The sequence below is a fragment of the Streptomyces sp. GESEQ-35 genome (genome assembly GCF_017948485.1).
Classification (GTDB): domain Bacteria; phylum Actinomycetota; class Actinomycetes; order Streptomycetales; family Streptomycetaceae; genus Streptomyces.
Genome location: NZ_JAFFSX010000002.1, coordinates 548,324 through 569,421 on the forward strand (window position 1 = coordinate 548,324; position 21,098 = coordinate 569,421).

General features: G+C 72.6%; 15 protein-coding genes. 13 read left to right on the forward strand and 2 right to left on the reverse strand.

The window, feature by feature from the left end:
* Position 1 precedes the first annotated feature (1 nt).
* Positions 2-2,881 (forward strand): CHAT domain-containing protein, encoded by a 2,880-nt coding sequence (locus KCH87_RS06000; protein WP_308298757.1) that lies wholly within the window; start codon positions 2-4, stop codon positions 2,879-2,881.
* 6 nt (positions 2,882-2,887) lie between these two features.
* On the opposite strand, the gene KCH87_RS06005 is transcribed toward KCH87_RS06000, so the two are convergent.
* On the reverse strand, positions 2,888-4,723 hold the full coding sequence (locus tag KCH87_RS06005; RefSeq protein WP_210584749.1) for a caspase family protein: 1,836 nt from the start codon (positions 4,721-4,723) through the stop codon (positions 2,888-2,890).
* 172 nt (positions 4,724-4,895) lie between these two features.
* Here KCH87_RS06005 and KCH87_RS06010 point away from each other — a divergent pair, with 172 nt between their 5' ends.
* The 3 genes from KCH87_RS06010 (at position 4,896) to KCH87_RS06020 (ending at position 7,915) form a co-directional block, all read left to right on the forward strand.
* Positions 4,896-5,918 carry a hypothetical protein gene (locus KCH87_RS06010; protein WP_308298758.1) on the forward strand — a complete coding sequence of 341 codons (1,023 nt, stop codon included), beginning with the start codon at positions 4,896-4,898 and terminating at the stop codon, positions 5,916-5,918.
* Positions 5,919-6,000: 82 nt separating this feature from the next.
* Complete coding sequence (locus KCH87_RS06015; RefSeq protein ID WP_210584750.1) at positions 6,001-6,681, forward strand: response regulator transcription factor; 681 nt, start codon at positions 6,001-6,003, stop codon at positions 6,679-6,681.
* A 55-nt stretch (positions 6,682-6,736) separates the two neighbouring features.
* The gene (locus tag KCH87_RS06020; RefSeq protein WP_210584751.1) at positions 6,737-7,915 is read left to right on the forward strand and encodes a cytochrome P450; all 1,179 of its coding nucleotides are present in this window, start codon (positions 6,737-6,739) and stop codon (positions 7,913-7,915) included.
* A gap of 102 nt (positions 7,916-8,017) precedes the next feature.
* On the opposite strand, the gene KCH87_RS06025 is transcribed toward KCH87_RS06020, so the two are convergent.
* Positions 8,018-9,040, reverse strand: coding sequence for a Gfo/Idh/MocA family oxidoreductase (locus KCH87_RS06025; RefSeq protein WP_210584752.1), 1,023 nt, complete (start codon positions 9,038-9,040; stop codon positions 8,018-8,020).
* A gap of 129 nt (positions 9,041-9,169) precedes the next feature.
* Here KCH87_RS06025 and KCH87_RS06030 point away from each other — a divergent pair, with 129 nt between their 5' ends.
* The 9 genes from KCH87_RS06030 to KCH87_RS06070 all read left to right on the forward strand — a co-directional run bounded on the left by KCH87_RS06030 (position 9,170) and on the right by KCH87_RS06070 (position 21,047).
* Positions 9,170-9,907, forward strand: coding sequence for a GntR family transcriptional regulator (locus KCH87_RS06030; RefSeq protein ID WP_210585012.1), 738 nt, complete (start codon positions 9,170-9,172; stop codon positions 9,905-9,907).
* A 290-nt stretch (positions 9,908-10,197) separates the two neighbouring features.
* Entirely contained in the window at positions 10,198-11,382 is a 1,185-nt protein-coding gene (locus tag KCH87_RS06035) for an ROK family glucokinase (RefSeq protein WP_210584753.1), read from the forward strand.
* A complete protein-coding gene (locus KCH87_RS06040; protein WP_210584755.1) occupies positions 11,379-11,960 on the forward strand; it encodes a sugar kinase in 582 nt (193 codons plus the stop codon). The genes KCH87_RS06035 and KCH87_RS06040 overlap by 4 nt, the downstream gene beginning before the upstream one ends.
* A 102-nt stretch (positions 11,961-12,062) precedes the next feature.
* A complete protein-coding gene (locus KCH87_RS06045; RefSeq protein ID WP_210584757.1) occupies positions 12,063-14,897 on the forward strand; it encodes a DEAD/DEAH box helicase in 2,835 nt (944 codons plus the stop codon).
* A complete protein-coding gene (locus KCH87_RS06050) occupies positions 14,894-16,966 on the forward strand; it encodes an SWIM zinc finger family protein (protein ID WP_210584758.1) in 2,073 nt (690 codons plus the stop codon). The genes KCH87_RS06045 and KCH87_RS06050 overlap by 4 nt, the downstream gene beginning before the upstream one ends.
* Positions 16,967-17,087: 121 nt before the next feature.
* Complete coding sequence (locus KCH87_RS06055) at positions 17,088-18,071, forward strand: hypothetical protein (RefSeq protein ID WP_210584760.1); 984 nt, start codon at positions 17,088-17,090, stop codon at positions 18,069-18,071.
* Between the two features lie 137 nt (positions 18,072-18,208).
* The gene (gene pcaC, locus KCH87_RS06060; protein ID WP_210584762.1) at positions 18,209-19,504 is read left to right on the forward strand and encodes a 4-carboxymuconolactone decarboxylase; all 1,296 of its coding nucleotides are present in this window, start codon (positions 18,209-18,211) and stop codon (positions 19,502-19,504) included.
* A gap of 82 nt (positions 19,505-19,586) precedes the next feature.
* Positions 19,587-20,222, forward strand: coding sequence for an MBL fold metallo-hydrolase (locus KCH87_RS06065; RefSeq protein WP_210584764.1), 636 nt, complete (start codon positions 19,587-19,589; stop codon positions 20,220-20,222).
* A 45-nt stretch (positions 20,223-20,267) separates the two neighbouring features.
* Positions 20,268-21,047: an exodeoxyribonuclease III gene (locus KCH87_RS06070; protein ID WP_210584765.1), complete on the forward strand. Its 780-nt coding sequence runs from the start codon at positions 20,268-20,270 to the stop codon at positions 21,045-21,047.
* Positions 21,048-21,098 lie beyond the last annotated feature (51 nt).

Below are 21,098 nucleotides of genomic sequence, written 5' to 3' on the forward strand. Positions count from 1 at the left end.
CGTGCCGGAGAAGCCGTACGACATGCAGGCCCTGATGTACGAGCTTCAGATGAGCATGCGTCAGGGGACGAACGACGCCCGGGACATGGCCCGGATCACCGGGCTGGTCCTGGACCGGCTCGGCTGCGCGACGGGGCGCGAGGCGTACGACATGCTGTACGAGGACTGGAAGGCCCTGCCCCGCGGCACGTTGATGTCCGGACTGCGTGCGGGCCACATCCTCATGCTGCTCCCTCATCTGGCGTTCGACCAGCCGGTCAGCGACGCCCGGCGAGAAGACGAACTCCGGCGCGAGGCCCGGGAGTACGGGCCCCGGGAAGAGGCGTGGCAGGCCGGCATCGTGACCCTCAGCGCGAGTGCCACGATGCTGCACCACGACAACCCCGCCGAACTGGAGGCGGCCGTCGCCCGGCTGGACGAGGCGCGTGCCATGGTGCGGCCCGGCAGCCCCGAGCGTGACGTGATCGACGCGAACCACGCCGGCCTTCGGGTCGTTCTGGCTCAACTCACCGGCGGGGAGGACGACTTCGACTCGGCCGTCGACGACCTGGCCCGGCTCGGCGACTCGCCGGCATTCGACGAAAAGCAGAAGCCGGCCATGGCCGCACAGCTGGCCGCGTTCCGCACCTACCAGGCCACGCGACGCGAGGACGAGACAGAACTGGCCCGACAGACCCGGGAGTTGGAGTCCGCGCTGGCGCGTATGACGCCCGATCAGATGGACCGCGCCAACCTGGAGTCCTACCTTGACGCCGCCCGCGCCAACCTGGCGATCCTGCGTGCCCGGCGTACCGGTGACGAGCTGACCGCGGAGGACTTCGCGCCGGCCACTCCGCTGCGCGAGGTCCGTCGGCAGATCGAGACGATGCCGTCGAACGCGAAGGCGGACCGGCTCAGCGACCTGGGGCTCGCGCGCGGTGCGCGCGCGTTGGTGGCCCGGGACCACCAAGGCACCGTCGAGGCGCTCGGACTGCTCGAAGAGGCCATGGACCTGCTGGAGCCCGACGACGAACGATGGCTGCGCAACGCGGGCACCCTGGGCATGAGCCACTGCATGCTCGGCATCTTCCGGATCGCCCCGCGCGCGGACTGCCCCCGCCACCTGGACCAGGGCATCGCCTGGCTCAGGCACACCCGGCGACTGAGCGGTGGCCCGGAACACCCGAAGTGGACCAACACCGGGATGGCCCTGGCCATGGCCTACCGGTTCCGGGGCGATCTGCTGCACCCGCGGGACGCCCACGCCAAACGCCGCAACCACGAGGAGTCCCGCCGTGTCGGCCTCGACTCCCTGCGGGGGGACGCCTGGCACGTGCTGCTCCAGTCCGGTACCGCCCACGCCGCCGAGACCGCCCGGCGCGCGGGCGAGAACGCGCTCGACGTGGCCCGCTGGTGCATCGCCGACGGAGCCCACGCCGACGCCGTCCGTGCCCTGGACGCCGGGCGCGGACTCGCGCTGCACGCGGCGACCGTGGCCACCACCGTGCCGGACATGCTCGCCGCGTTGGGACAGGCCGACCTCGCGGACGAGTGGCGGCGGGCAGGCGCCGTGCCGGTACCCGAACAGGGCGAGGCAGCCCTGTTCGGCGGCGGGGCCCCTGTCTCCGGCCCGTCCAGCCGGCTGCGCCGCCGGGTCCTACAGGCACTCGCCGCATCCCCACTGCGCCGACGGCTGCTGGACGCCCCCTCACCCGAGGAGATCGGCGCGGCACTGCGCACGATCGGCGCGACGGCCCTCGTCTACCTCGTGCCCGGCAACGCGGAGGAGCCCAGCCTCACCGACCGGATGTTCTTCGGCCGGCGCGCCGACGAGGGCAAGGCGCTCATCGTCTCCGCCGACGGCACGACACGAACGCTGGACCTGCCCCAACTCCTCGTCGAGGCGCCCCCTTTGGCCGCATACCGGGCCACGGGAACGCCCGGCCGCGACGCCGGAGGACCGCCCGTCGACCCCACCCCCGGGCCGCCGCCCGGTCCGGACGCCGGCCGCGCCGCGCTGGAGAGGCTGTGCGACTGGGCCGGTACGGCGGTGATGGCGCCGCTGCTGAGGGAACTCCCGCGCGGCTACGGCAGGGCCCCCTCCCTGGTGCTGGTGCCGATGGCGGAACTCGGCGTCGTACCGTGGCACGCCGCCCGCATCCCGGGACGGCGCGGGGCGCGCGGCCACGCCTGTCAGGAGGCCGACATCTCCTACCTCCCCTCCGCCCGCCTCCTGTGCGAGGTGGCCGCCCGGCCCGCCGCCGGCACCCGGCAGGCCCTCGTCGTCGGCAACCCGACACACGACCTCCACCACGCCGGTGAGGAGGCCGAGGCCATCCACCGCACCTTCCACCCGCAGGGCGACCTCCTGGGCCCCGGCACCGCCACGCCCGCCGCCGTCACCACATGGCTGCACCAGCAGCGCGGCGGGCTGCTGCACCTCGCCTGCCACGGAGTGGTGCGCCAGGGCGAGCGGCACAGCGCCTATCTCGCCCTGTCCGGCGGGCAGTTGGCGGCCGAGGAGCTGACCGAGGGGGTGAGCCGCTACCGCGACCTGGAGCTGGTGGTGCTGGCGGCCTGCCGGACCAACGTCTCCGGGCGCGGCTACGACGAGGCGTACAGCCTGTCCACCGCGTTCCTCGTGGCGGGCGCCCGCTCGGTCATCGGCTCGCTGTGGCCGGTGCCCGACGAGGCGACCTCCCTGCTGATGTACATGACCCACCACTACCTGAGCGCGGACGGCATGCCGCCCGGACCGGCCCTGCGCAGCGCCCAGTTGTGGATGCTCAACGACCGGCGCGAGGTGCCGCCGGGCATGCCGTCCCACCTCCGGGCCCGCGTGAGCCGGATCAGGAGCGACGACCTGACGGCGTGGGCCGGCTTCACGCACCTGGGCTGGTAGGCCCGGTCACGGCACCTCCGTACGCACCACGACCTGGGCCGTCCCCCAGCGGCCCACGTCGTGCGCCGGACCGCCCGCGTCCCGGTGGGCGCCCGGCCCGGTGAGCCGCAGCAGTGCGCCTCCGCCGGCCGGGGACGCGTTCTCGCGCGCGGAGGGCGGGGCGTCGGGGGACCAGGCGGGCAGCCGGAACGGCGCGAGGTTCAGTTCGTTCTCCGTCACGATCACCTTCAGCCAGTCCCGGGCGAAGGCGCCTCGCACGAGCGAACGGCCGGCCGGCAGCCGCAGCCACACCGGCTCCCCGCGCCGCGCGAGCCCCGCCCTGCCGCCCCCGACGAACTCGCCCTCGTACAGATGCGGCGACGAGCCGTAACCGTCCGTCAGATCGAGCAGCACGCACCACAGCTGACGGTCCGACTGATTGTGGATGCGGACCATCACCTGCGGTTCCCGCCCGTCCGGGGTGTACGAGCAGACGATCTCGCCGTCCGCGGAGTGCCGTACGGCTCCCACCGAGGTCCCCTCGACGCTGATCCGGACCAGTGACGACAGCCACGGATCAGGATTGGCCAGGTCCCGGATGTGATGCCAACGGGCCATATGCGCAAGGCAGTCCGTGACCCGGGCCGCGTCCACGGCCGACCGGAGCGGCAGCGCGGGCACGGGGTGTCCGGCGCCGCCCGACACCCATGCCCGGCCGCCGTCCGCCTCGACCCGCAGCGGCAGCCCGTCCCCGCCGCCGGCCAACGCCGGCACGCCCGCGAGGGCCTCGGAGAGCAGGCGCACGCCGCCCGGATCCCCGGTGAGCGTCACATCGGCGGGCGCGAAGGCGAGCGCCGAGGGCGTCACCGCGTGCACCGACTCCCGCTCGGCGGGCCCCGGTTGCCAGCCGGCCGGCTCCACCAGCGCCGATTCGGGGCGCACTGCGCGTACCACCACCGTGCGGGGCGCACCCTCCCCGAGCAACGTGAACTCGGTGCCCGCGGCCCGCAGCCCGTGCGCGTGACCGCAGTTGACCTCCCAGCCCGACGTGGTGTGCCGCAGCAGGAACGGCGAGGTGGGGACGGCGTCCCCGGACAGGAACCGTCCGTCCTCCGGGCCGCGCAGTTCCGGGTGCTGGACGGGACTCATCGCACGGACGCGCTCCTCGGCCAGCGCGTGCACCTGACCGTACGTCGCCGTCGGCCCCAGCCGGTCGAGCGTGCGCAGCAGCGCGTTGCTGAACCAGCCCCGCACCCGCCCGTCGAGGTTGCTCTCGTGCGCACGCTCGCGCGGGCGGCATGCGGCCAGCAGCACATGGCTCCGCTCCGTTCCGTGCCCGCCGCCGTCCCGGGTGCGGTCGGTGCGCCACCACGGCCGCCACTGAACACCCCGGGTGGTCGCACCGGGGAAGACCGTGTCACCGTCGCGCGTGGCACCGCCCGAGTGGCAGCAGTCGAGGACCGCGACGACATGGGTGCCGCGCGCCGCGATGCCGTCGAGGAGTGCGCCGAGTTCGGAGTCCAGCAGCAGGGCCTGTCCGCCCTCGTCGAGGCTGTCGTGGCACACCAGAGCCTGCGACCAGCCGGTGGCCTCACGGGGGTCGTCGGTGGGGCGCTCACTGCCGTGCCCGCTGAACCACAGCAGCGCCGTGTCACCCGGCCCCGCGCTCCCCAGGTGCCCCTCGATCCCGGCGAGTACGGCCGCCCGCCCGGCCCGGTCGTCGTACAGCGTCCGGACCACGGGCGGCGGTCCGCTCTGCCGTCGCAGCCAACTCTCCGCCTCCCGCGCGTCGTTGACGCAGCCGTGCAGCGGCTTGCCCGGGTAGTCGTCGATGCCCACGAACAGGGCGTACACGGTACGCATGCGGCGATCTTGCCAGGGTCGGCGGGGCGCGGACAGGGCGTTTCCGGGGCGCGTGCCGGGCGCCTGCACACAACCCCCATGTCCCCACGGGGTGATGGCAGTTGACTTGAGTGCACGGATGGGCTGACCTTGTGCAGCCCGTGACCCCATGAGGACCGGAAGGAAGAGCAGCGTGAGTTTCGGGGGACCCAACAACCCGTACCAGCCGTGGCCGCCGAACGGGGGACCGCCTGCGAACCCGGGTCCCTACGTCCCGCCGCAGCCGTACCCGAATCCGTATCCGTACGTTCCGCAGCCGCAGCCGTACAGGTCCCGCTGGGGGATGCTGCGGAATCTGCGCGGCGGCGAATGGCCGCCCCTGCGAGTGCTGTTGCGGGACGGCCGGCCCCGGATTCCCGGCCACGTCTGGGCCGTGGTGCTGTTCCCGTGCACCTGGTCGCTCGTGCTGCCCCTGATGGTGGGCTACGTGTTCGCCCGCTCGGCCCGTCTCAGGGCGCACCGGCTGTTTCCGCCGCACGGTCACCGCGTCGTCGACGACCCCCAGGTGTGGCGCGTGCAGAAGGCGCGCGCCTGGACGGCGGCGGTCATGTCGCTTCTCCTGCTGGTCGTGTACGGCAAGCCGGGGGACTACGGCGACGCCCAGGACCAGTACCTGACGCGGCTGCTGGTGACCCCGCCGCTGCTGCTCGTGAGCGCGCCCCTGGTGATCGCGGTCCTGTTCCGCTGGGCGTCGCCCCAGGCGAAGGAACGGATGCGACCGCGGCTCCGTGCGGCCGGCAAGGCGGCCCTGTGGTACGTCGGTGCGGTCACCGCGGTGCCGCTCGTCTTCGTGGCTTTCACCATGGCCCAGCGGTCCGTGCCGGCCGCGATCGAGTCCGTGAGCCAGGTGCCCTGGATCCCGCTGCTCCTGTGCGTGCCCTTGTTCTGGCTCCTGTTCTTCCTGGGGTTCGCCACCGGCCCCGCCGTCCGCAGCGGCTTCAACTGCGCGAACGTGCACCCCGCGCTGCCCGCCCTGCTCACCGGCGCACTGGTCTGGGAGTTCGCGCTCATCAGCCTGGCAGCGGGCGGCACACCGCCCGGTCCGCCCCTGGTCCAGATCGGCGCCCTGCTCGGCGGCCCTGCCTCGGTGACGGCGGTGGCCTGGTGGGAGATCAGCCGTCTGCGCACCCGGCACGGCGTGGCGCTGCGCGGCTAGGGCCTGTTCGCGGACAGGGCCTGGCGAGCGCACGATCCCGTCCGGACAACTCATCCGGCGCAACCGTGATTACGTAAGGCCCATGACTGCGATCAGACTCCTCCTCGTCGACGACGACCCCCTCGTGCGGGCCGGCCTGTCCTTGATGATGGGCGGGGCCGACGACATCGAGATCGTGGGCGAGGCAGCCGACGGCCGTGAGGTCGAGGCGCTCGTCGACCGCACCCGCCCGGACGTCGTCCTGATGGACATCCGGATGCCGTCGATGGACGGCCTGACCGCCACCGAGCGGCTGCGCGGCCGCAAGGACGCCCCGCAGGTCGTGGTCCTGACCACCTTCCACGCCGACGAGCAGGTGCTGCGGGCGCTCCGCGCCGGCGCCGCCGGATTCGTCCTGAAGGACACCCCGCCCGCCGAGATCGTCGACGCGGTCCGCCGGGTCGCGGCCGGCGACCCCGTCCTGTCGCCCACCGTCACCCGTCGGCTGATGGAGCAGGCGGCCGGCACCGCCGCCGACACCCGGCGGGCACGCGCGCGTGAGCGCATCGCCACCCTCAACGACCGCGAGCGCGAGGCCGCCGTCGCGGTCGGCCGGGGCCTGTCCAACGCCGAGATCGCCGCCGCCCTCTTCATGAGCGTCGCCACCGTCAAGACCCATGTCTCCCGCATCCTGGCCAAGCTCGACCTCAACAACCGCGTCCAGATCGCCCTGTTGGCATACGACGCGGGACTTCTGGACGAATCCGAGGGGGACGGGCACTGATCCCTGGCGCCGGGCGTTGTCCGTGTGTCGGGCTGTTGTACGAGGGGGGATCGCCATGACGGACGTCATCGACATGGGGGAGTTCGGCGAGGGGTTCCGCGTGAACCCGCATCCGGTGTATGCACGTCTGCGCGCCGAGGGTCCCGTCCACCGCGTCCGGTTCCCCGACTGGCAGACCGACGTCTGGCTCGTCGTCGGCCATGAGGCGGCGCGATCGGCGCTCGCCGAGCCACGGTTGTCCAAGGACGGCGCCAAGATCGGCCTGAAGGGTCTCGACGAGGAGCTGATCGGGAAGAACCTGCTGGTCACCGACCCGCCCCAGCACACCCGGCTGCGCGGCCTGATCTCGCGCGCCTTCACCATGCGCCGCGTGGAGGCACTGCGCCCGAGGATCCAGCAGATCACGGACGAACTGCTCGACGCGATGCTGCCGCAGAGCCGCGCCGACCTGGTGGAGTCCCTCGCCTACCCGCTGCCGCTCACCGTCATCTGCGAACTGCTCGGCGTGCCCGAGCTGGACCGCGCGGAGTTCCGCAAGATGTCCACGGAAGCCGTCGCACCCACCAGCCCGGGCAGGGAGTACGACGCCTACGTCGGCCTCGGCGCGTACTTCACCGACCTGATCGAGGACAAGCGGTGCGCCGGGCCGAGCGGCGACCTGCTGAGCGACCTGATCCGCACCACCGCCGAGGACGGCGACCGGCTCTCCCCGGACGAACTGCGGGGCATGGCCTTCATCCTGCTGATCGCGGGCCACGAGACCACGGTCAATCTCATCACCAGCGGCGTCCACGCCCTGCTCACCCACCCCGGCCAACTCGCCGCGCTGCGCGCCGACATGACGCTGATCGACGGCGCCGTCGAGGAGATGCTGCGCCACGAGGGACCGGTGGAGACGTCGACGTTCCGGTATGCCGCGGAGCCCCTGGAGATCGGCGGCATGCAGATCGACAAGGGCGAGTCGGTGATGATCGGCCTCACCGCCGCCAACCGCGACGCGAGCCGCTACCCCGCCCCCGACACCTTCGACATCCGCCGCGACTCCCGCGGCCACGTCGCCTTCGGCCACGGCATCCACTTCTGCCTGGGTGCCCCGCTGGCCCGCCTCGAAGCACGTACGGCGATCCGGTCGCTGCTCGACCGCGCCCCCGGCCTCGCCCTCGACGGCCCGCCCGGCGAGTGGCTGCCGGGCATGCTGATGCGCGGGATGCGCAGCCTGCCGGTGCGCTGGTGAGCGACGGAGCACTGACAGCCGTAGAGCACGGAGCCCTGAATGCCGTAGATGCCGCGCATCGGTGAGGCGGCGCGGCCCGGCTGCCGTTCTGCTGTCCTCCGGTCAGACCGTCGCGGACGCGGCCCCGCCCGGGATCTCCGCCAGCCGTACGGGTCTTCGCCCCCGCCGGGACAGTTCGCAGGCCTCGGCGATCCGCAGCGACTGAAGGGCCTCGCGGCCGTCGCAGGGGTTGGCCCGCTCGCCCCGCACCACCTCGATGAACGCGGCCAGTTCGGCTTCGTAGGCGGGGCCGAAGCGTTCCAGGAAACCGGCCCACGGCTTGTCCGCGGCCGGCGGCCCGGTGGGCTCGGTGGACGCGACGGGCGTACGGTCGTCCAGCCCGACCACCACCGTGTCCAGCTCCCCGGAGAGCTCCATGCGGACGTCGTACCCGGCGCCGTTCAGCCGCGTCGCCGTGGCCGTGGCGAGCGTGCTGTCGTCCAGCGTCAGAACGGCCGCGGCCGTGTCGATGTCGCCGGCCTCCCGGAACATCGCAGGACCGGCGTCCGACCCGGAGGCGTACACATCGACCACCTCGTGGCCCGTCACCCAGCGCAGCACGTCGAAGTCGTGGATCAGCGTGTCCCGGTACAGCCCGCCGGAGAGCGGCAGATGCGCGGCCGGCGGCGGCGCCTGGTCCGAGGTCAGCGCCCGCACGGTGTGCAGCCGCCCCAGTCGCCCGGAGCGCACCGCTTCCCGGGCTCCCGCGTAGCCGGCGTCGAAGCGGCGCTGGAACCCCATCTGGAGAACCGTTCCCGCGGTCTCGACCTCGGCGATCGCCTGCATAGTGCCCGGCAGGTCGAGTGCGATCGGCTTCTCGCAGAACACCGGAAGCCCCGAGCGCGCCGCCCGGCCGATCAGGTCGGCATGGGCGGATGTCGCCGCCGTGATCACCACGGCGTCCACGCCCCACCGGAAGATCTCGTCCACCCCCGGCGCCGCGGTCTCCCCCAGTCGCTGCGCCAGCTCCTGCGCCCGCGCCGGTTCCGCGTCCGTGAGGATCAGGGAACCGACGTCACGATGGCGGCTGAGCGTGTTCGCATGAATCGTGCCGATCCGGCCTGTACCGATGACCCCGATGCGCATGGAAACAAACTGCGGCCCCGGCCCGTACCCTGTCAATGCGTATGTCCGGACAATCGAACTACACAACTTCCCGTCAACCGCCCACGGAGCTACGCTCGGCCCGTGCCGAAAGCAGAGGTGGACCCGACCGTGTCGCTCGAGCTCAGTGTGGACCGCAGCAGTCCGGTGCCGTTGTACTTCCAGCTGTCGCAGCAGCTCGAAGCCGCGATCGAACACGGAGCGCTCACTCCTGGCAGTCTGCTGGGCAATGAGATCGAGCTCGCCGCACGCCTCGGTCTGTCCCGGCCCACCGTCCGCCAGGCCATCCAGTCCCTGGTCGACAAGGGACTGCTGGTCCGCCGCCGAGGCGTCGGCACGCAGGTCGTGCACAGCCAGGTCAAGCGCCCGCTGGAACTCAGCAGCCTCTACGACGACCTGGAGGCGGCCGGCCAGCGCCCCGCGACCCGGGTCCTCGTCAACGCGGTCGTCCCCGCGTCCGCCGAGGTCGCGGCCGCCCTCGGTGTCGCCGAGGACAGCGAGGTCCACCGTGTCGAACGGCTGCGGCTGGCGCACGGCGAGCCGATGGCGTACCTCTGCAACCTCCTGCCGCCCGGTCTGCTCGACCTCGACACCGCGCAGCTGGAGGCCACCGGCCTGTACCGCCTGATGCGCTCCGCCGGGATCACCCTGCACAGCGCCCGCCAGTCGATCGGCGCCCGCGCCGCCACCGCCGCCGAGGCCGAACGGCTCGGCGAGGCCGAGGGCGCCCCGCTGCTCACCATGCAGCGCACCACCTTCGACGACACCGGCCGCGCGGTCGAGTTCGGCACCCACACCTACCGGCCGTCCCGCTACTCCTTCGAGTTCCAGCTGCTCGTACGGCCGTAGACACCGTCCGCAAGGGGCGTATTCGTCTCAATGTCAGGACAATGCGACCGACTCACGGTTCCCGGTGCCCAGAGGCACGATCCCTGTGTTCGCACGCTGGACGAGTTGACGAGGCAGATGGCGGGCGGCAACGAGCTTGACGGATCCAAGACACGAGTTGGAACGTGCCCTACAGGGGCGCGGGGAACTGCGCGATCAACCCCCACGCACCCGCAGATCGCAGTGAACCGCACCACCCCTCCGCGACCCGAAACGGCACCCACCTCCACGGTGAGGCAGAATCGGCGTTGATGAGCAATTACCGCGACCTAGCCTTCCCCAGGGCATTGGGCAACGCCCGTGCGACCGGCGCCCCCATCGGTTCTCGGCGTGCCCCCGTGCTCCGCACGGTAGGCACAAGGGAACGCCGCTCCCACCTCACCGCCCCCCGCGTGCCAACCGTCGGTATCGACATCGGCGGCACCAAGGTCATGGCGGGCGTCGTGGACGCCGACGGCAACATCCTGGAGAAGCTCCGTACGGAGACCCCGGACAAGTCCAAGAGCCCGAAGGTCGTCGAGGACACCATCGCCGAACTGGTCCTGGACCTGTCCGACCGGCACGACGTGCACGCGGTCGGTATCGGCGCGGCCGGCTGGGTCGACGCGGAGCGCAGCCGCGTGCTGTTCGCCCCTCATCTGTCCTGGCGCAACGAGCCGCTGCGCGACCGCCTCGCCGGCCGGCTGGCCGTTCCCGTCCTGGTCGACAACGACGCCAACGCCGCCGCCTGGGCCGAGTGGCGCTTCGGCGCCGGCCGCGGCGAGGACCACCTCGTCATGATCACACTCGGCACCGGCATCGGCGGCGCGATCCTGGAGGACGGGCAGGTCAAGCGCGGCAAGTACGGCGTCGCCGGTGAGTTCGGCCATATGCAGGTCGTACCCGGCGGCCACCGCTGCCCCTGCGGCAACCGTGGCTGCTGGGAGCAGTACAGCTCCGGAAACGCGCTGGTCAGAGAGGCACGTGAACTCGCGGCCGCCGACTCCCCGGTGGCCTACGGGATCATCGAGCACGTCAAGGGCAACATCGGCGACATCACCGGCCCGATGATCACCGAGCTGGCCCGCGAGGGCGACGCCATGTGCATCGAGCTGCTCCAGGACATAGGGCAGTGGCTCGGCGTCGGCATCGCCAACTTGGCCGCCGCCCTCGACCCCTCGTGCTTCGTGATCGGCGGTGGTGTCTCGGCCGCCGACGACCTGCTGATCGGCCCTGCTCGGGACGCTTTCAAGCGGCAGCTCACCGGCCGCGGCTACCGCCCCGAGGCCCGCATCGCCCGCGCCCAGCTCGGCCCCGAGGCCGGCATGGTCGGCGCCGCCGACCTCGCCCGCCTGGTCGCCCGCCGCTTCCGCCGCGCCAAACGTCGCCGCGTCGAGCGGTACGAGCGCTACGAGCGGTACGCCGAGGCCCGCCGCGAGAGCCGGGAGGCGCTGTGACCGCCCAGCTGCCCCATCAGGCCCCGCCCGCGGACGAGCCGCCCGGCACGTCCGAGGACCGCGGCCATGTGATCCGCCGCCGGGCGCTGACGCTGCTCATCATCGGGCTGCTCATCGGCGTACCGGCCGGCTATCTGGTGATCTCCGCCGCGCAGAGCCGGGACAGCGGCAGGGACAAGGAGGAGAAGTACTCGGCGCGGGGCCTCACCCCCGGCTGGCCGTCGAAGGTGCAGCGCCGCCTCTACCAGGTGCCGATGCCGCACCCGTCGGGCAAGGTCGCGTACTACGAGACGAACAACTGGAAGACCAGCCGCCTCTACGTCAAGTTCCAGACCCCCGACGCCAACCTGGATGTCTTCCTCAAGGACCTGGGCACCAGCCGGTCCGAGCTGAAGCGGGGCAAGATCACCATTGGTGAGCGCGACCAGAAGGTCACCGGCTGGGACTTCTCGAGCCCCGGCCCCTGGTACGGCCTGGTCCACGAGCAGCGGGACCCGCGGCCCACGCAGCAGGTCATGGTGAGCCTGGGCGACCCGAACAACCCGTTCATCTACGTCGTCTCACGCGTCATTCCCTGACCGGACGCCCACGCCCCGCCGGGTGCCGGGGCCGATTGTCAGACCCCGCCCGTAGAGTCGAAGACGTCTGATCCGACTCACGGGCGGGAGGTGACAGTACGTATGAGCGAGCCGACAGCGGTGTCCGACCGGGCGGGGGAGTCCGTCCCCCTCCGACTCGCGGCCGTCTTCCTGCCCGCACCCGTCCCGCGCGAGGGCCGGATCGCCTTCTGGGATCCCGAGGCCGGCATCGGCGACGACTTCTCGAGCGCCGACCGCAGCGGTCGTACGGAGCTGACAGTCGTACGACGTCATGGCGCCGGAGTGCGGCGCAGGCCCGCCCCCGCCCTGTCGCTGCCGGTCGACGAGGCACTGCCGCTGCTCGTGCGGGCGCGGCGCGACCCCGCCGCCCACCCGGCCACCGCCTGCTGGGGGGCCGCCGCACTGCACGCGCTGCGGCTCGCGGCCCGCGGACGCCTGCTGCCAGGACTGACCCCGTCCGGACACGACGCCTGGCGGGCGGGTCCCCTGGAGCCGGACGACATCGCGCACCTGCGCGCGGTGGCGGCGGCGCTCCCGCCCGAGGGACATGCCGTGCCACTGCCAGGTCCCGGCCCGCTTCGGCTGCCCGAACCGGAAGCGCTGATGCGGTCCTTCCTCGACGCGGTCGCGGATACCCTGCCCCGCACCCCCGCCGCGCCGTACGCCTTGGGCAGGCCCTTCGCGGACCGTCGCCCCCAGCTGCTGCCGGACGCCCACGACTGGGCCGCGGAGGTCGCCGCCGGCATGGACGCGGGCGTGCGGATCTCGCTCCGGCTGGATCTGTCCGCGTACGAACTGTTCGACGAGGGCGAGTGGGTCCGCAGCGCCGGCGCGGCGATCGTCCAGGTGCACAGCCTCGCCGACCCCACCCTCGTCGCCGACGCGGCGGCATTGTGGGCGGGGGAGGCGGATGCGGCGTTCGGTCCACGTGCGCGCGTGGACGCGGCCCTCGCCGTGCGCCGAGCGGCCCGCGTCTGGCCGTCGCTCGACCGGCTCGCCGAACAGGACGTGCCCGACGTACTGGCCCTGACCGAACAGGAGTTGGGCGAGCTGCTCGGCGCCACGGCCACCCGGCTCGCCGCCACCGGAGTCGCCGTGCACTGGCCCCGGGACCTGGCGCAGGACCTCACCGCGGCAGCGGTCGTACGACCCGCGCCGGGCTCGGCGACCGATGGCACCGGTTTCTTCGAGGGCGAGGAACTCCTCCAGTTCCGCTGGCAGTTGGCGCTCGGCGGCGACCCGCTCAGCGAGGCCGAGATGGACGCGCTCGCCGAGGCCCACCGGCCCGTCGTACGCCTGAGGGACCAGTGGGTCCTCGTCGACCCGGCGCTCGTCCGCAAGGCCCGCAAGCGTGAACTGGGCCTGCTCGACCCGGTCGACGCGCTGTCCGTCGCGCTCACCGGCAGTGCGGACGTCGACGGCGAGACGGTGGAGGCCGTGCCGGTCGGCGCGCTGGCCGCACTGCGCGACCGACTGACGGCGGGGGTACAGCCCGTCGAGCCGCCGCCGGGGCTGCGGGCACGGCTGCGTGACTACCAACTCCGAGGCCTGGCCTGGCTCGACCTCATGACCTCGCTCGGCCTCGGCGGCTGCCTCGCCGACGACATGGGCCTCGGCAAGACGATCACGCTGATCGCCCTGCACCTGAAGCGCGCCCGCGGCGAGCCCACCCTGGTGATCTGCCCGGCCTCCCTGCTCGGCAACTGGCAGCGGGAGATCACCCGTTTCGCGCCCGGCGTCCCCGTCCGCCGCTTCCACGGCCCCGACCGCACGCTGGACGACCTGGACGGCGGCTTCGTCCTCACGACGTACGGCACGATGCGTTCGGCGGCGCCGACGCTGGCCCGGCAGGCCTGGGGCATGGTCGTCGCGGACGAGGCACAGCACGTGAAGAACCCGTACTCGGCGACGGCGAAGGCCCTGCGCACGATCCCGACCCCGGCACGTGTGGCCCTGACCGGCACGCCGGTGGAGAACAACCTCTCCGAGCTGTGGGCGCTGCTGGACTGGACGACACCGGGACTGCTCGGCCCTCTGAAGTCCTTCCGGGCCCGGCACGCGCGCGCCGTGGAGAACGGCGAGGACGAGGAGGCGGTGGAGCGCCTGGCCCGTCTGGTCCGCCCCTTCCTGCTGCGCCGCAAGAAGTCCGACCCCGGCATCGTTCCCGAACTCCCGCCCAAGACCGAGACGGACCACCCCGTTCCGCTCACCCGGGAGCAGGCCTCGCTCTACGAGGCGGTGGTGCGCGAGTCGATGCTGGCCATCGAGACCGCGCAGGGAATCGCGCGCCGTGGCCTGGTCCTGAAACTGCTGACCTCGCTGAAGCAGATCTGCAACCACCCGGCGCTGTACCTGAAGGAGGACGTCCGGGGCGATGGCCAAGCCGTGCGCTCCGGCAAACTGGCCCTGCTGGACGAGCTGTTGGACACCCTGCTCGCGGAGGACCGCTCGGCACTGGTCTTCACGCAGTACGTCGGGATGGCCCGACTGATCACCTCCCATCTGTCCGCCCGGGCGATCCCGGTGGACCTCCTGCACGGCGGTACGCCCGTACCCGAGCGGGAGCGGATGGTGGACCGCTTCCAGAGCGGTGCGACCCCGGTTCTGGTCCTGTCCCTGAAGGCGGCCGGTACCGGTCTGAACCTCACTCGCGCGGGCCACGTCGTCCACTTCGACCGCTGGTGGAACCCGGCCGTCGAGGAACAGGCCACCGACCGCGCGTACCGCATCGGCCAGACCCAGCCGGTCCAGGTCCACCGCCTCATCACCGAGGGCACCGTCGAGGACCGCATCGCCGAGATGCTCGAATCCAAGCGCGCCCTCGCCGACGCGATCCTCGGCTCCGGCGAGTCGGCCCTAACAGAACTGACGGGCCGCCAGCTGTCCGACCTCGTGTCCCTGCGGAGGGAATCATGACGGGGCCGGTGGAGCGGGGGAGCGCGGGCGGCGCGGAGGGTGACGTGCCCGCCCCGGAGTCCGACGACGAGCGGAACGCCGACCGGACGCCGGTCGAGGAGGAACCGACCGGATCCGCCGAGGCCCGCCCGGCCGACGTGGCACGGCGGGCGCTGCGGGCCGCACGGGAGCGAGGGAAGGGAGTGGCCGGGGGTTCCGAGGGCTTGCAGGAAGCGTCTGCCGGCGAGGAGCCGGGTCCGGACGCCGGTGAGCGTCCAGGGGCCCGGCCGGGTGACGCGGCCCGTGCGGCGCTGCGCCGTGCGGTCGCTGCCGCCGGCAGTCCCGGTGACGGAGAGGACCGCCCCGGCACCGATGCGATGCCCGCCTCGCACCCGTCCGGCCCCGCGTCCGACCAGCCGGCGGCGCGTCCCGCCGATGCCGCCCGTGAGGTGCTGCGCGCGGCCCTCGGGGAGAAGCGGCAGGCCCAGACCCGCGAAGGAAACGGGGAGCACGAGCGCACGCGCCGGACGCGCCGACCGGCCTCGGCCGGTACTCAGGCTCTACGGGGCGCCGGGAGCGGCGCAGCCGACCTCCGGGGCCGTGACGTACGGGAGTTGCTCGCCGACGCATTCCAGATGCCGTCCATGGACGCACCCATGGACGCACCCATGGACTCAGCGCACGGGGACGCACCCCCGGCACTCTCCGGGAGCGCAGCGCGCGCCACCTCGCCCGTGCCCGCCGACCCCGGGTCACCCCCCACGCGCCCCGCAAGCGGCATCTCACCCGTGTCCACCGCCCCCGCCGCACCTCAAGTGCCCCACACCATGGCCGCCCCCGGACGCGACAGCGAACTCCGGCGTACGTTCGCGGCCTTCGCCCCTCGCTCGCCGGACCACGCCGGCTTCGCGGAGACCTGGTGGGGCAACGCCTGGGTGGCCGCCCTGGAAGGGGGCGCGTTGGATCCCAAGCGACTGGCCCGGGGACGTGGTTACGCAGGACAGGGACATGTCGACGCCATCACCGTGACACCGGGACTCGTGCTCGGATATGTGCGGGGCAGTCGGCCCCGGCCGTACCGGGTGCAGGTGCGGCTGCGGACGCTCACCGACGACGACTGGGCGCGCTTCCTGGATGCCGCGGCCGACCGGCCGGGGCACATCGCCGCGTTGCTCGACAAGGAGCTGCCCCAGTCCCTCGCCGACGGCGGCGTCCGCCTGCTGCCCGGACCCGGCGAACTCGACCCGCACTGTAGCTGCCCCGATCGCGGTCACCCCTGCAAGCATGCGGCCGCCCTCTGCTACCAGACCGCCCGTCTGCTCGACGCAGATCCCTTCGTACTGCTCCTGCTGCGCGGCCGCGGCGAACGCGAGCTGCTCGACGCCCTGTCCCGTCTCAGCGCTGCCCGCGCGGCCCGCACCGCCCAGGAGCGGGAACCGGCACAGCTGCCCGGCGTGCGCGCCACCGACGCTTTCGCCGCCCGCCAACTCCCGCCCCTGCCCGCTCCGTTGCCCGCACCCCCGCATCCCGAGCAGCCCCCGGTCTACGCGGGGGCGCCCGGCGGCCCGGACCCCTTCGCGCTGGACCAACTGGCCACCGACGCCGCCGCCCGGGCCCACGCCCTGCTCAGCAGCGGCCGCGACCCGGTCGCCGAACTCACCCTGTGGCAGGACGCGGTCCGACTCGCGGCGGCCCGGCCCGGCTCCGGCCTCACCGCCGCCACCCGCGCCCTCTACTCCTCCCTGGCCTCCGCCGCCGGCCGCACCCAGGCCGAGCTGGCCCGAGCGGTCGCCGCCTGGCGCCAGGGCGGCCTGGCGGGCCTCGCCGTCCTCGAAGACCCCTGGGACCCGCCCGCCGGACGCTTCGACAGGGCGCGCCCCCTTCTCCTCGCCGCCGACCTTCCGGCCTTCCGCCCCTGGCGCAACCGCCTCACCCATCCCCGCGGTCACGTCCAGCTCCGCCTGGGCCGCGAGGGACTCTGGTACCCGTACGAGTCGGAGCCCGACCACGACGACTGGTGGCCACGCGGCACCCCCGACCTCGACCCGGTCGGCGCCCTGACGGGCCTGGGCGCCTCGTCGGAAGGCTGACAGGCTTCAAGTTTCCGGGGGTTGGGAACGACCTTTGTGGACGTCGCCCCAACAGTCACTACACTGCCGCGATGTCGCCGTGCGACACAACAATTGACCGAAAATCAACCGGGGGAGAGGCATGGCAACGGGGGGATGGGGTCCGGGAACTGGCCCGGGACAAACCGGCGGCAACGCACCGGGCGGCAACCAGAGTTGGGGCCCTCCACCCGGGCACCCGACCAACAACCCCTACGGGCCTCCGCCCGCGGGCGGTCCCTACGGCCCGCCCCCGCCGAACCCGTATCCACACCCGAATCCGTATCCGTACGGCCCACCGGCCCCGGTACCCGTTCGCGCGCCCCGCCGCCGCTACCGCCTGTGGTTCCTCTCCCCCGTCTATCTCATCCTCCGCTCCGCGCACCGCGTCGCCACCCGGCTCTTCGTGCAGGAGGGCGACGGCCGGATCGTGGACCGCACCGTGGACCGCGTCCAGATCGCCCGTACCGTGCTCGGCCTCGCCGCCACCGCGGCCCTGGTCCTTGCCTACGGTGTGGAGGAGGACCGGTGGGAGGACGCGGCGACCAACGGCCTCGGCAACGCGATCATCGCCCCGTTCCTACTGATCGTCGCCGGACCGCTGGTCATCCTCGGCTTCATCTTCTACGCGCCCCCGCACCTGCGGCCGCACATGCGCTCCCGGCTGGGTGCCCCGCTCAAGGCGGTGGGCTGGTATCTGCTGAGCCTGGTCGGCCTCGGCGGGATCATCTACTGGGCGGGCCGGCCCGGATTGCTCGAGAGCCTGCACGGCTGGCAGGTCGGAGTGGTCGGTGCCGTGCTGATCGTTGCGATCTTCTGGGGACTGCCCTACTTCTTCCTGGCGTCGCTGTACTCCGCGCGCAGCGCCTTCAACACCGCCCACGTGCATCCGATGCTGCCGCCGGTGGTCACCGTGGTGCTGGTGTGGGTGCTCGCGATCTTCCAGCTGATCGACAGCGGCACGCCGCAGGGCCCGCCGGTCGTCCAGTTCTGCTCCCTGCTCGGCGGGCCCCTGTCCGTGACCGCCGTCTCGCTGTGGGAGCTGCGGCGGATGCGGACCCGGTTCGGGATCACCGTCCGCGGTTGAGCCGAGCCCTGTCTTCGGCGCAGCGAAGGGCATCCGGTGAAGGCCGTGTGAGAGTTCCTCGCTGATGTGCGGGAGCCAGGTGTGAGGACTTGGGGTCCAGGGGGCCGGTGTTCAGAAAGGGCGGTTAGCGTGGAGCGGTGAGTGAGACGAAGACCCCCGCCCTCCAGTACCGGTTCGACGGCCCGGAAGACGCCCCGGTCCTCATCCTCGGCCCCTCGCTCGGCACCACCTGGCACATGTGGGACAGGCAGGTCCCCGAGCTGACGAAGCAGTGGCGCGTTTTCCGGTTCGATCTGCCGGGCCACGGCGGCGCACCGGCGTACCCGGCGGGCTCGGTCGCCGAGCTGACCGCCCGGCTGCTCGTGACGCTCGACGGACTCGGCGTGCAGCGTTTCGGCTATGCGGGCTGTGCGCTCGGCGGCGCCATCGGTGTCGAGCTGGCCCTGCGGCACCCGGAGCGTCTCGCCTCGCTCGCGCTGATCGCCGCCTCGCCGCGCTTCGGCACGGCCGACGAGTTCCGGCAGCGGGGGGTGATCGTGCGCACGAACGGTCTCGACCCCATCGCGCGAATGTCCCCCGATCGCTGGTTCACCGGCGGGTTCGCCGCCGCCCAGCCGGCGATAACCGAGTGGGCGGTGCAGATGGTGCGGACCACCGACCCGGGCTGCTACATAGCGGCCTGTGAGGCGCTCGCGTCCTTCGACGTCCGGCCGGAACTCGGCCGCGTCGGCGTCCCCACCCTCGTGCTCGTCGGCTCGGACGACCAGGTCACCGGCCCCGCCGAGGCCCGCACCCTGGTGGCCGGCATACCGGACGCGCGGCTCGCCGTGGTTCCCGGCGCCTCCCATCTGGTGCCGGTCGAACAGCCCGCTGCCGTCACCGACCTGCTGGTCCGGCACTTCTCCACCGCCTGGCAGCCCGCCTTCGACTCCAGCACCGGCCAGATGGCCATCCCGGCGGCTCCGGTCAAGCCGGTGCTGGCCGCACCGCCGCAGCCCGCGCCCATCGCCGAGATCGCCCCGGCCGTCGTATCGCCGCAGGCCGCGGGGCGGGCGGATCCGTACGACGCCGGGCTCAAGGTGCGCCGGGAGGTGCTCGGTGACGCGCACGTGGACCGGGCGCTGGCGCAGGCCGACGAGTTCTCCGGGGACTTCCAGGAGTTCGTCACCCGGTATGCGTGGGGCGAGATCTGGGACCGGCCGGGCCTCGACAGACGGGCGCGCAGCTGCGTCACTCTCACCGCCCTGGTCGCCGGCGGCCACCTGGACGAACTCGTCTTCCACACCCGGGCCGCCCTGCGCAACGGCCTCACCCCCGCCGAGATCAAGGAAGTGCTGCTACAGGCGGCCGTCTACTGTGGCGTACCGGCCGCGAACAGCGCGTTCAAGGTGGCCCAGCAGGTCATCCGCGAGGAGACGACTCCCACGGAGTGAGCGGCCCAGTGATCGTCAGGCGGGCAGCGACAGCACCAGCCTGAGCCGCCCACCCTTCGCAGGTGAGGGGCAGGATGGTGTCATGAAGCTCACGAAGAAGTCGCACGCCTGCATTCGCCTCGAAAAGGACGGGCGGACGCTCATCCTCGACCCCGGGGGATTCAGCGAGGAGGACGCCGCGGCCGGCGCGGACGCGATCCTCGTCACGCACGAGCACCCCGACCACTTCAGCGAAGAGCGGCTGCGGTCGGCCATGGACGCCAATCCGGCCGCCGAGATCTGGACCCTCAAGTCGGTCGCCGACAAGATCTCGACCGCCTTCCCGGGCCGGGTGCACACCGTCGGCCACGGCGACACCTTCACCGCCGCGGGCTTCGACGTCCAGGTCCACGGCGAACTGCACGCCGTGATCCACCCGGACATCCCGCGCATCACCAACGTCGGCTACCTCGTCGACGGCGGCCGCGTCTTCCACCCCGGCGACGCGCTCACCGTCCCCGACCACGCCGTGGAGACGCTGATGCTCCCGGTCATGGCCCCGTGGAGCAAGATCTCCGAGGTCATCGACTACGTCCGCGAGGTCGAGCCGCAGCGTGCGTACGACATCCACGACGCCCTGCTCACCGACCTGGCCCGCCCGATCTACGACAACCAGATCGGCGCCCTCGGCGGCTCGGACCACCGGCGGCTCACACCCGGAGAGTCCGCGGAGGTCTGAGAACCCCGGGCCGCATTGTCAGACCCGCCCGGTAGGTTGTCGGGCATGCGCATCGCGACCTGGAACGTGAACTCGATCACCGCTCGCCTGCCGAGGCTCCTGGCCTGGCTGGAGAGCAGCGGCACCGACGTGCTCTGCCTCCAGGAGGCCAAGGTCGCCGAGGACCAGTTCCCGTCCGACCAGCTGCGCGAGCTCGGCTACGAATCGGCGGTCCACGCGACCGGCCGGTGGAACGGCGTGGCGGTGCTCTCCCGCGTAGGCCTCGAGGACGTCGTCAAGGGCCTGCCCGGCGACCCCGGCTTCGACGGCGTGGTCGAGCCCCGCGCTCTCTCCGCGACCTGCGGCCCGATCCGCGTCTGGTCGGTGTACGTGCCGAACGGCCGCGAGGTGGATCACCCCCACTACGCGTACAAGCTCCAGTGGTTCGAGGCCCTCAAGGCAGCCGTCGCGGGCGACGCCTCCGGCAGCCGCCCGTTCGCTGTGCTGGGCGACTACAACGTGGCTCCGACGGACGACGACGTCTACGACCTGGCCGCCTTCGAGGGCGCCACCCACGTCACCCCCGCCGAGCGCGCGGCCCTGGCCTCCCTGCGCGAGGCCGGCCTGTCGGACGTCATCCCGCGCCCCCTCAAGTACGACCACCCGTTCACGTACTGGGACTACCGCCAGCTCTGCTTCCCCAAGAACCGCGGCATGCGCATCGACCTGGTATACGGCAACGACCCGTTCACCAAGGCGGTCAAGGACGCCTACGTGGACCGCGAGGAACGCAAGGGCAAGGGCGCCTCGGACCATGCACCGGTGGTAGTGGACCTGGACGTCTAAGCGGCACTGACCAATTCCGCTGGTGCAGGGCGCCCCTTCAGGGGCGCGGGG

Coding starts and splice junctions, on each gene's coding strand:
- KCH87_RS06055 (WP_210584760.1), top strand. CDS start 17,088: ATGGCAACGGGGGGATGGGGTCCGGGAACTGGCCCGGGACAAACCGGC.
- KCH87_RS06005 (WP_210584749.1), bottom strand. CDS start 4,723: ATGCGTACCGTGTACGCCCTGTTCGTGGGCATCGACGACTACCCGGGC.
- KCH87_RS06045 (WP_210584757.1), top strand. CDS start 12,063: ATGAGCGAGCCGACAGCGGTGTCCGACCGGGCGGGGGAGTCCGTCCCC.
- KCH87_RS06065 (WP_210584764.1), top strand. CDS start 19,587: ATGAAGCTCACGAAGAAGTCGCACGCCTGCATTCGCCTCGAAAAGGAC.
- KCH87_RS06025 (WP_210584752.1), bottom strand. CDS start 9,040: ATGCGCATCGGGGTCATCGGTACAGGCCGGATCGGCACGATTCATGCG.
- KCH87_RS06050 (WP_210584758.1), top strand. CDS start 14,894: ATGACGGGGCCGGTGGAGCGGGGGAGCGCGGGCGGCGCGGAGGGTGAC.
- KCH87_RS06035 (WP_210584753.1), top strand. CDS start 10,198: ATGAGCAATTACCGCGACCTAGCCTTCCCCAGGGCATTGGGCAACGCC.
- KCH87_RS06070 (WP_210584765.1), top strand. CDS start 20,268: ATGCGCATCGCGACCTGGAACGTGAACTCGATCACCGCTCGCCTGCCG.
- KCH87_RS06015 (WP_210584750.1), top strand. CDS start 6,001: ATGACTGCGATCAGACTCCTCCTCGTCGACGACGACCCCCTCGTGCGG.
- KCH87_RS06020 (WP_210584751.1), top strand. CDS start 6,737: ATGACGGACGTCATCGACATGGGGGAGTTCGGCGAGGGGTTCCGCGTG.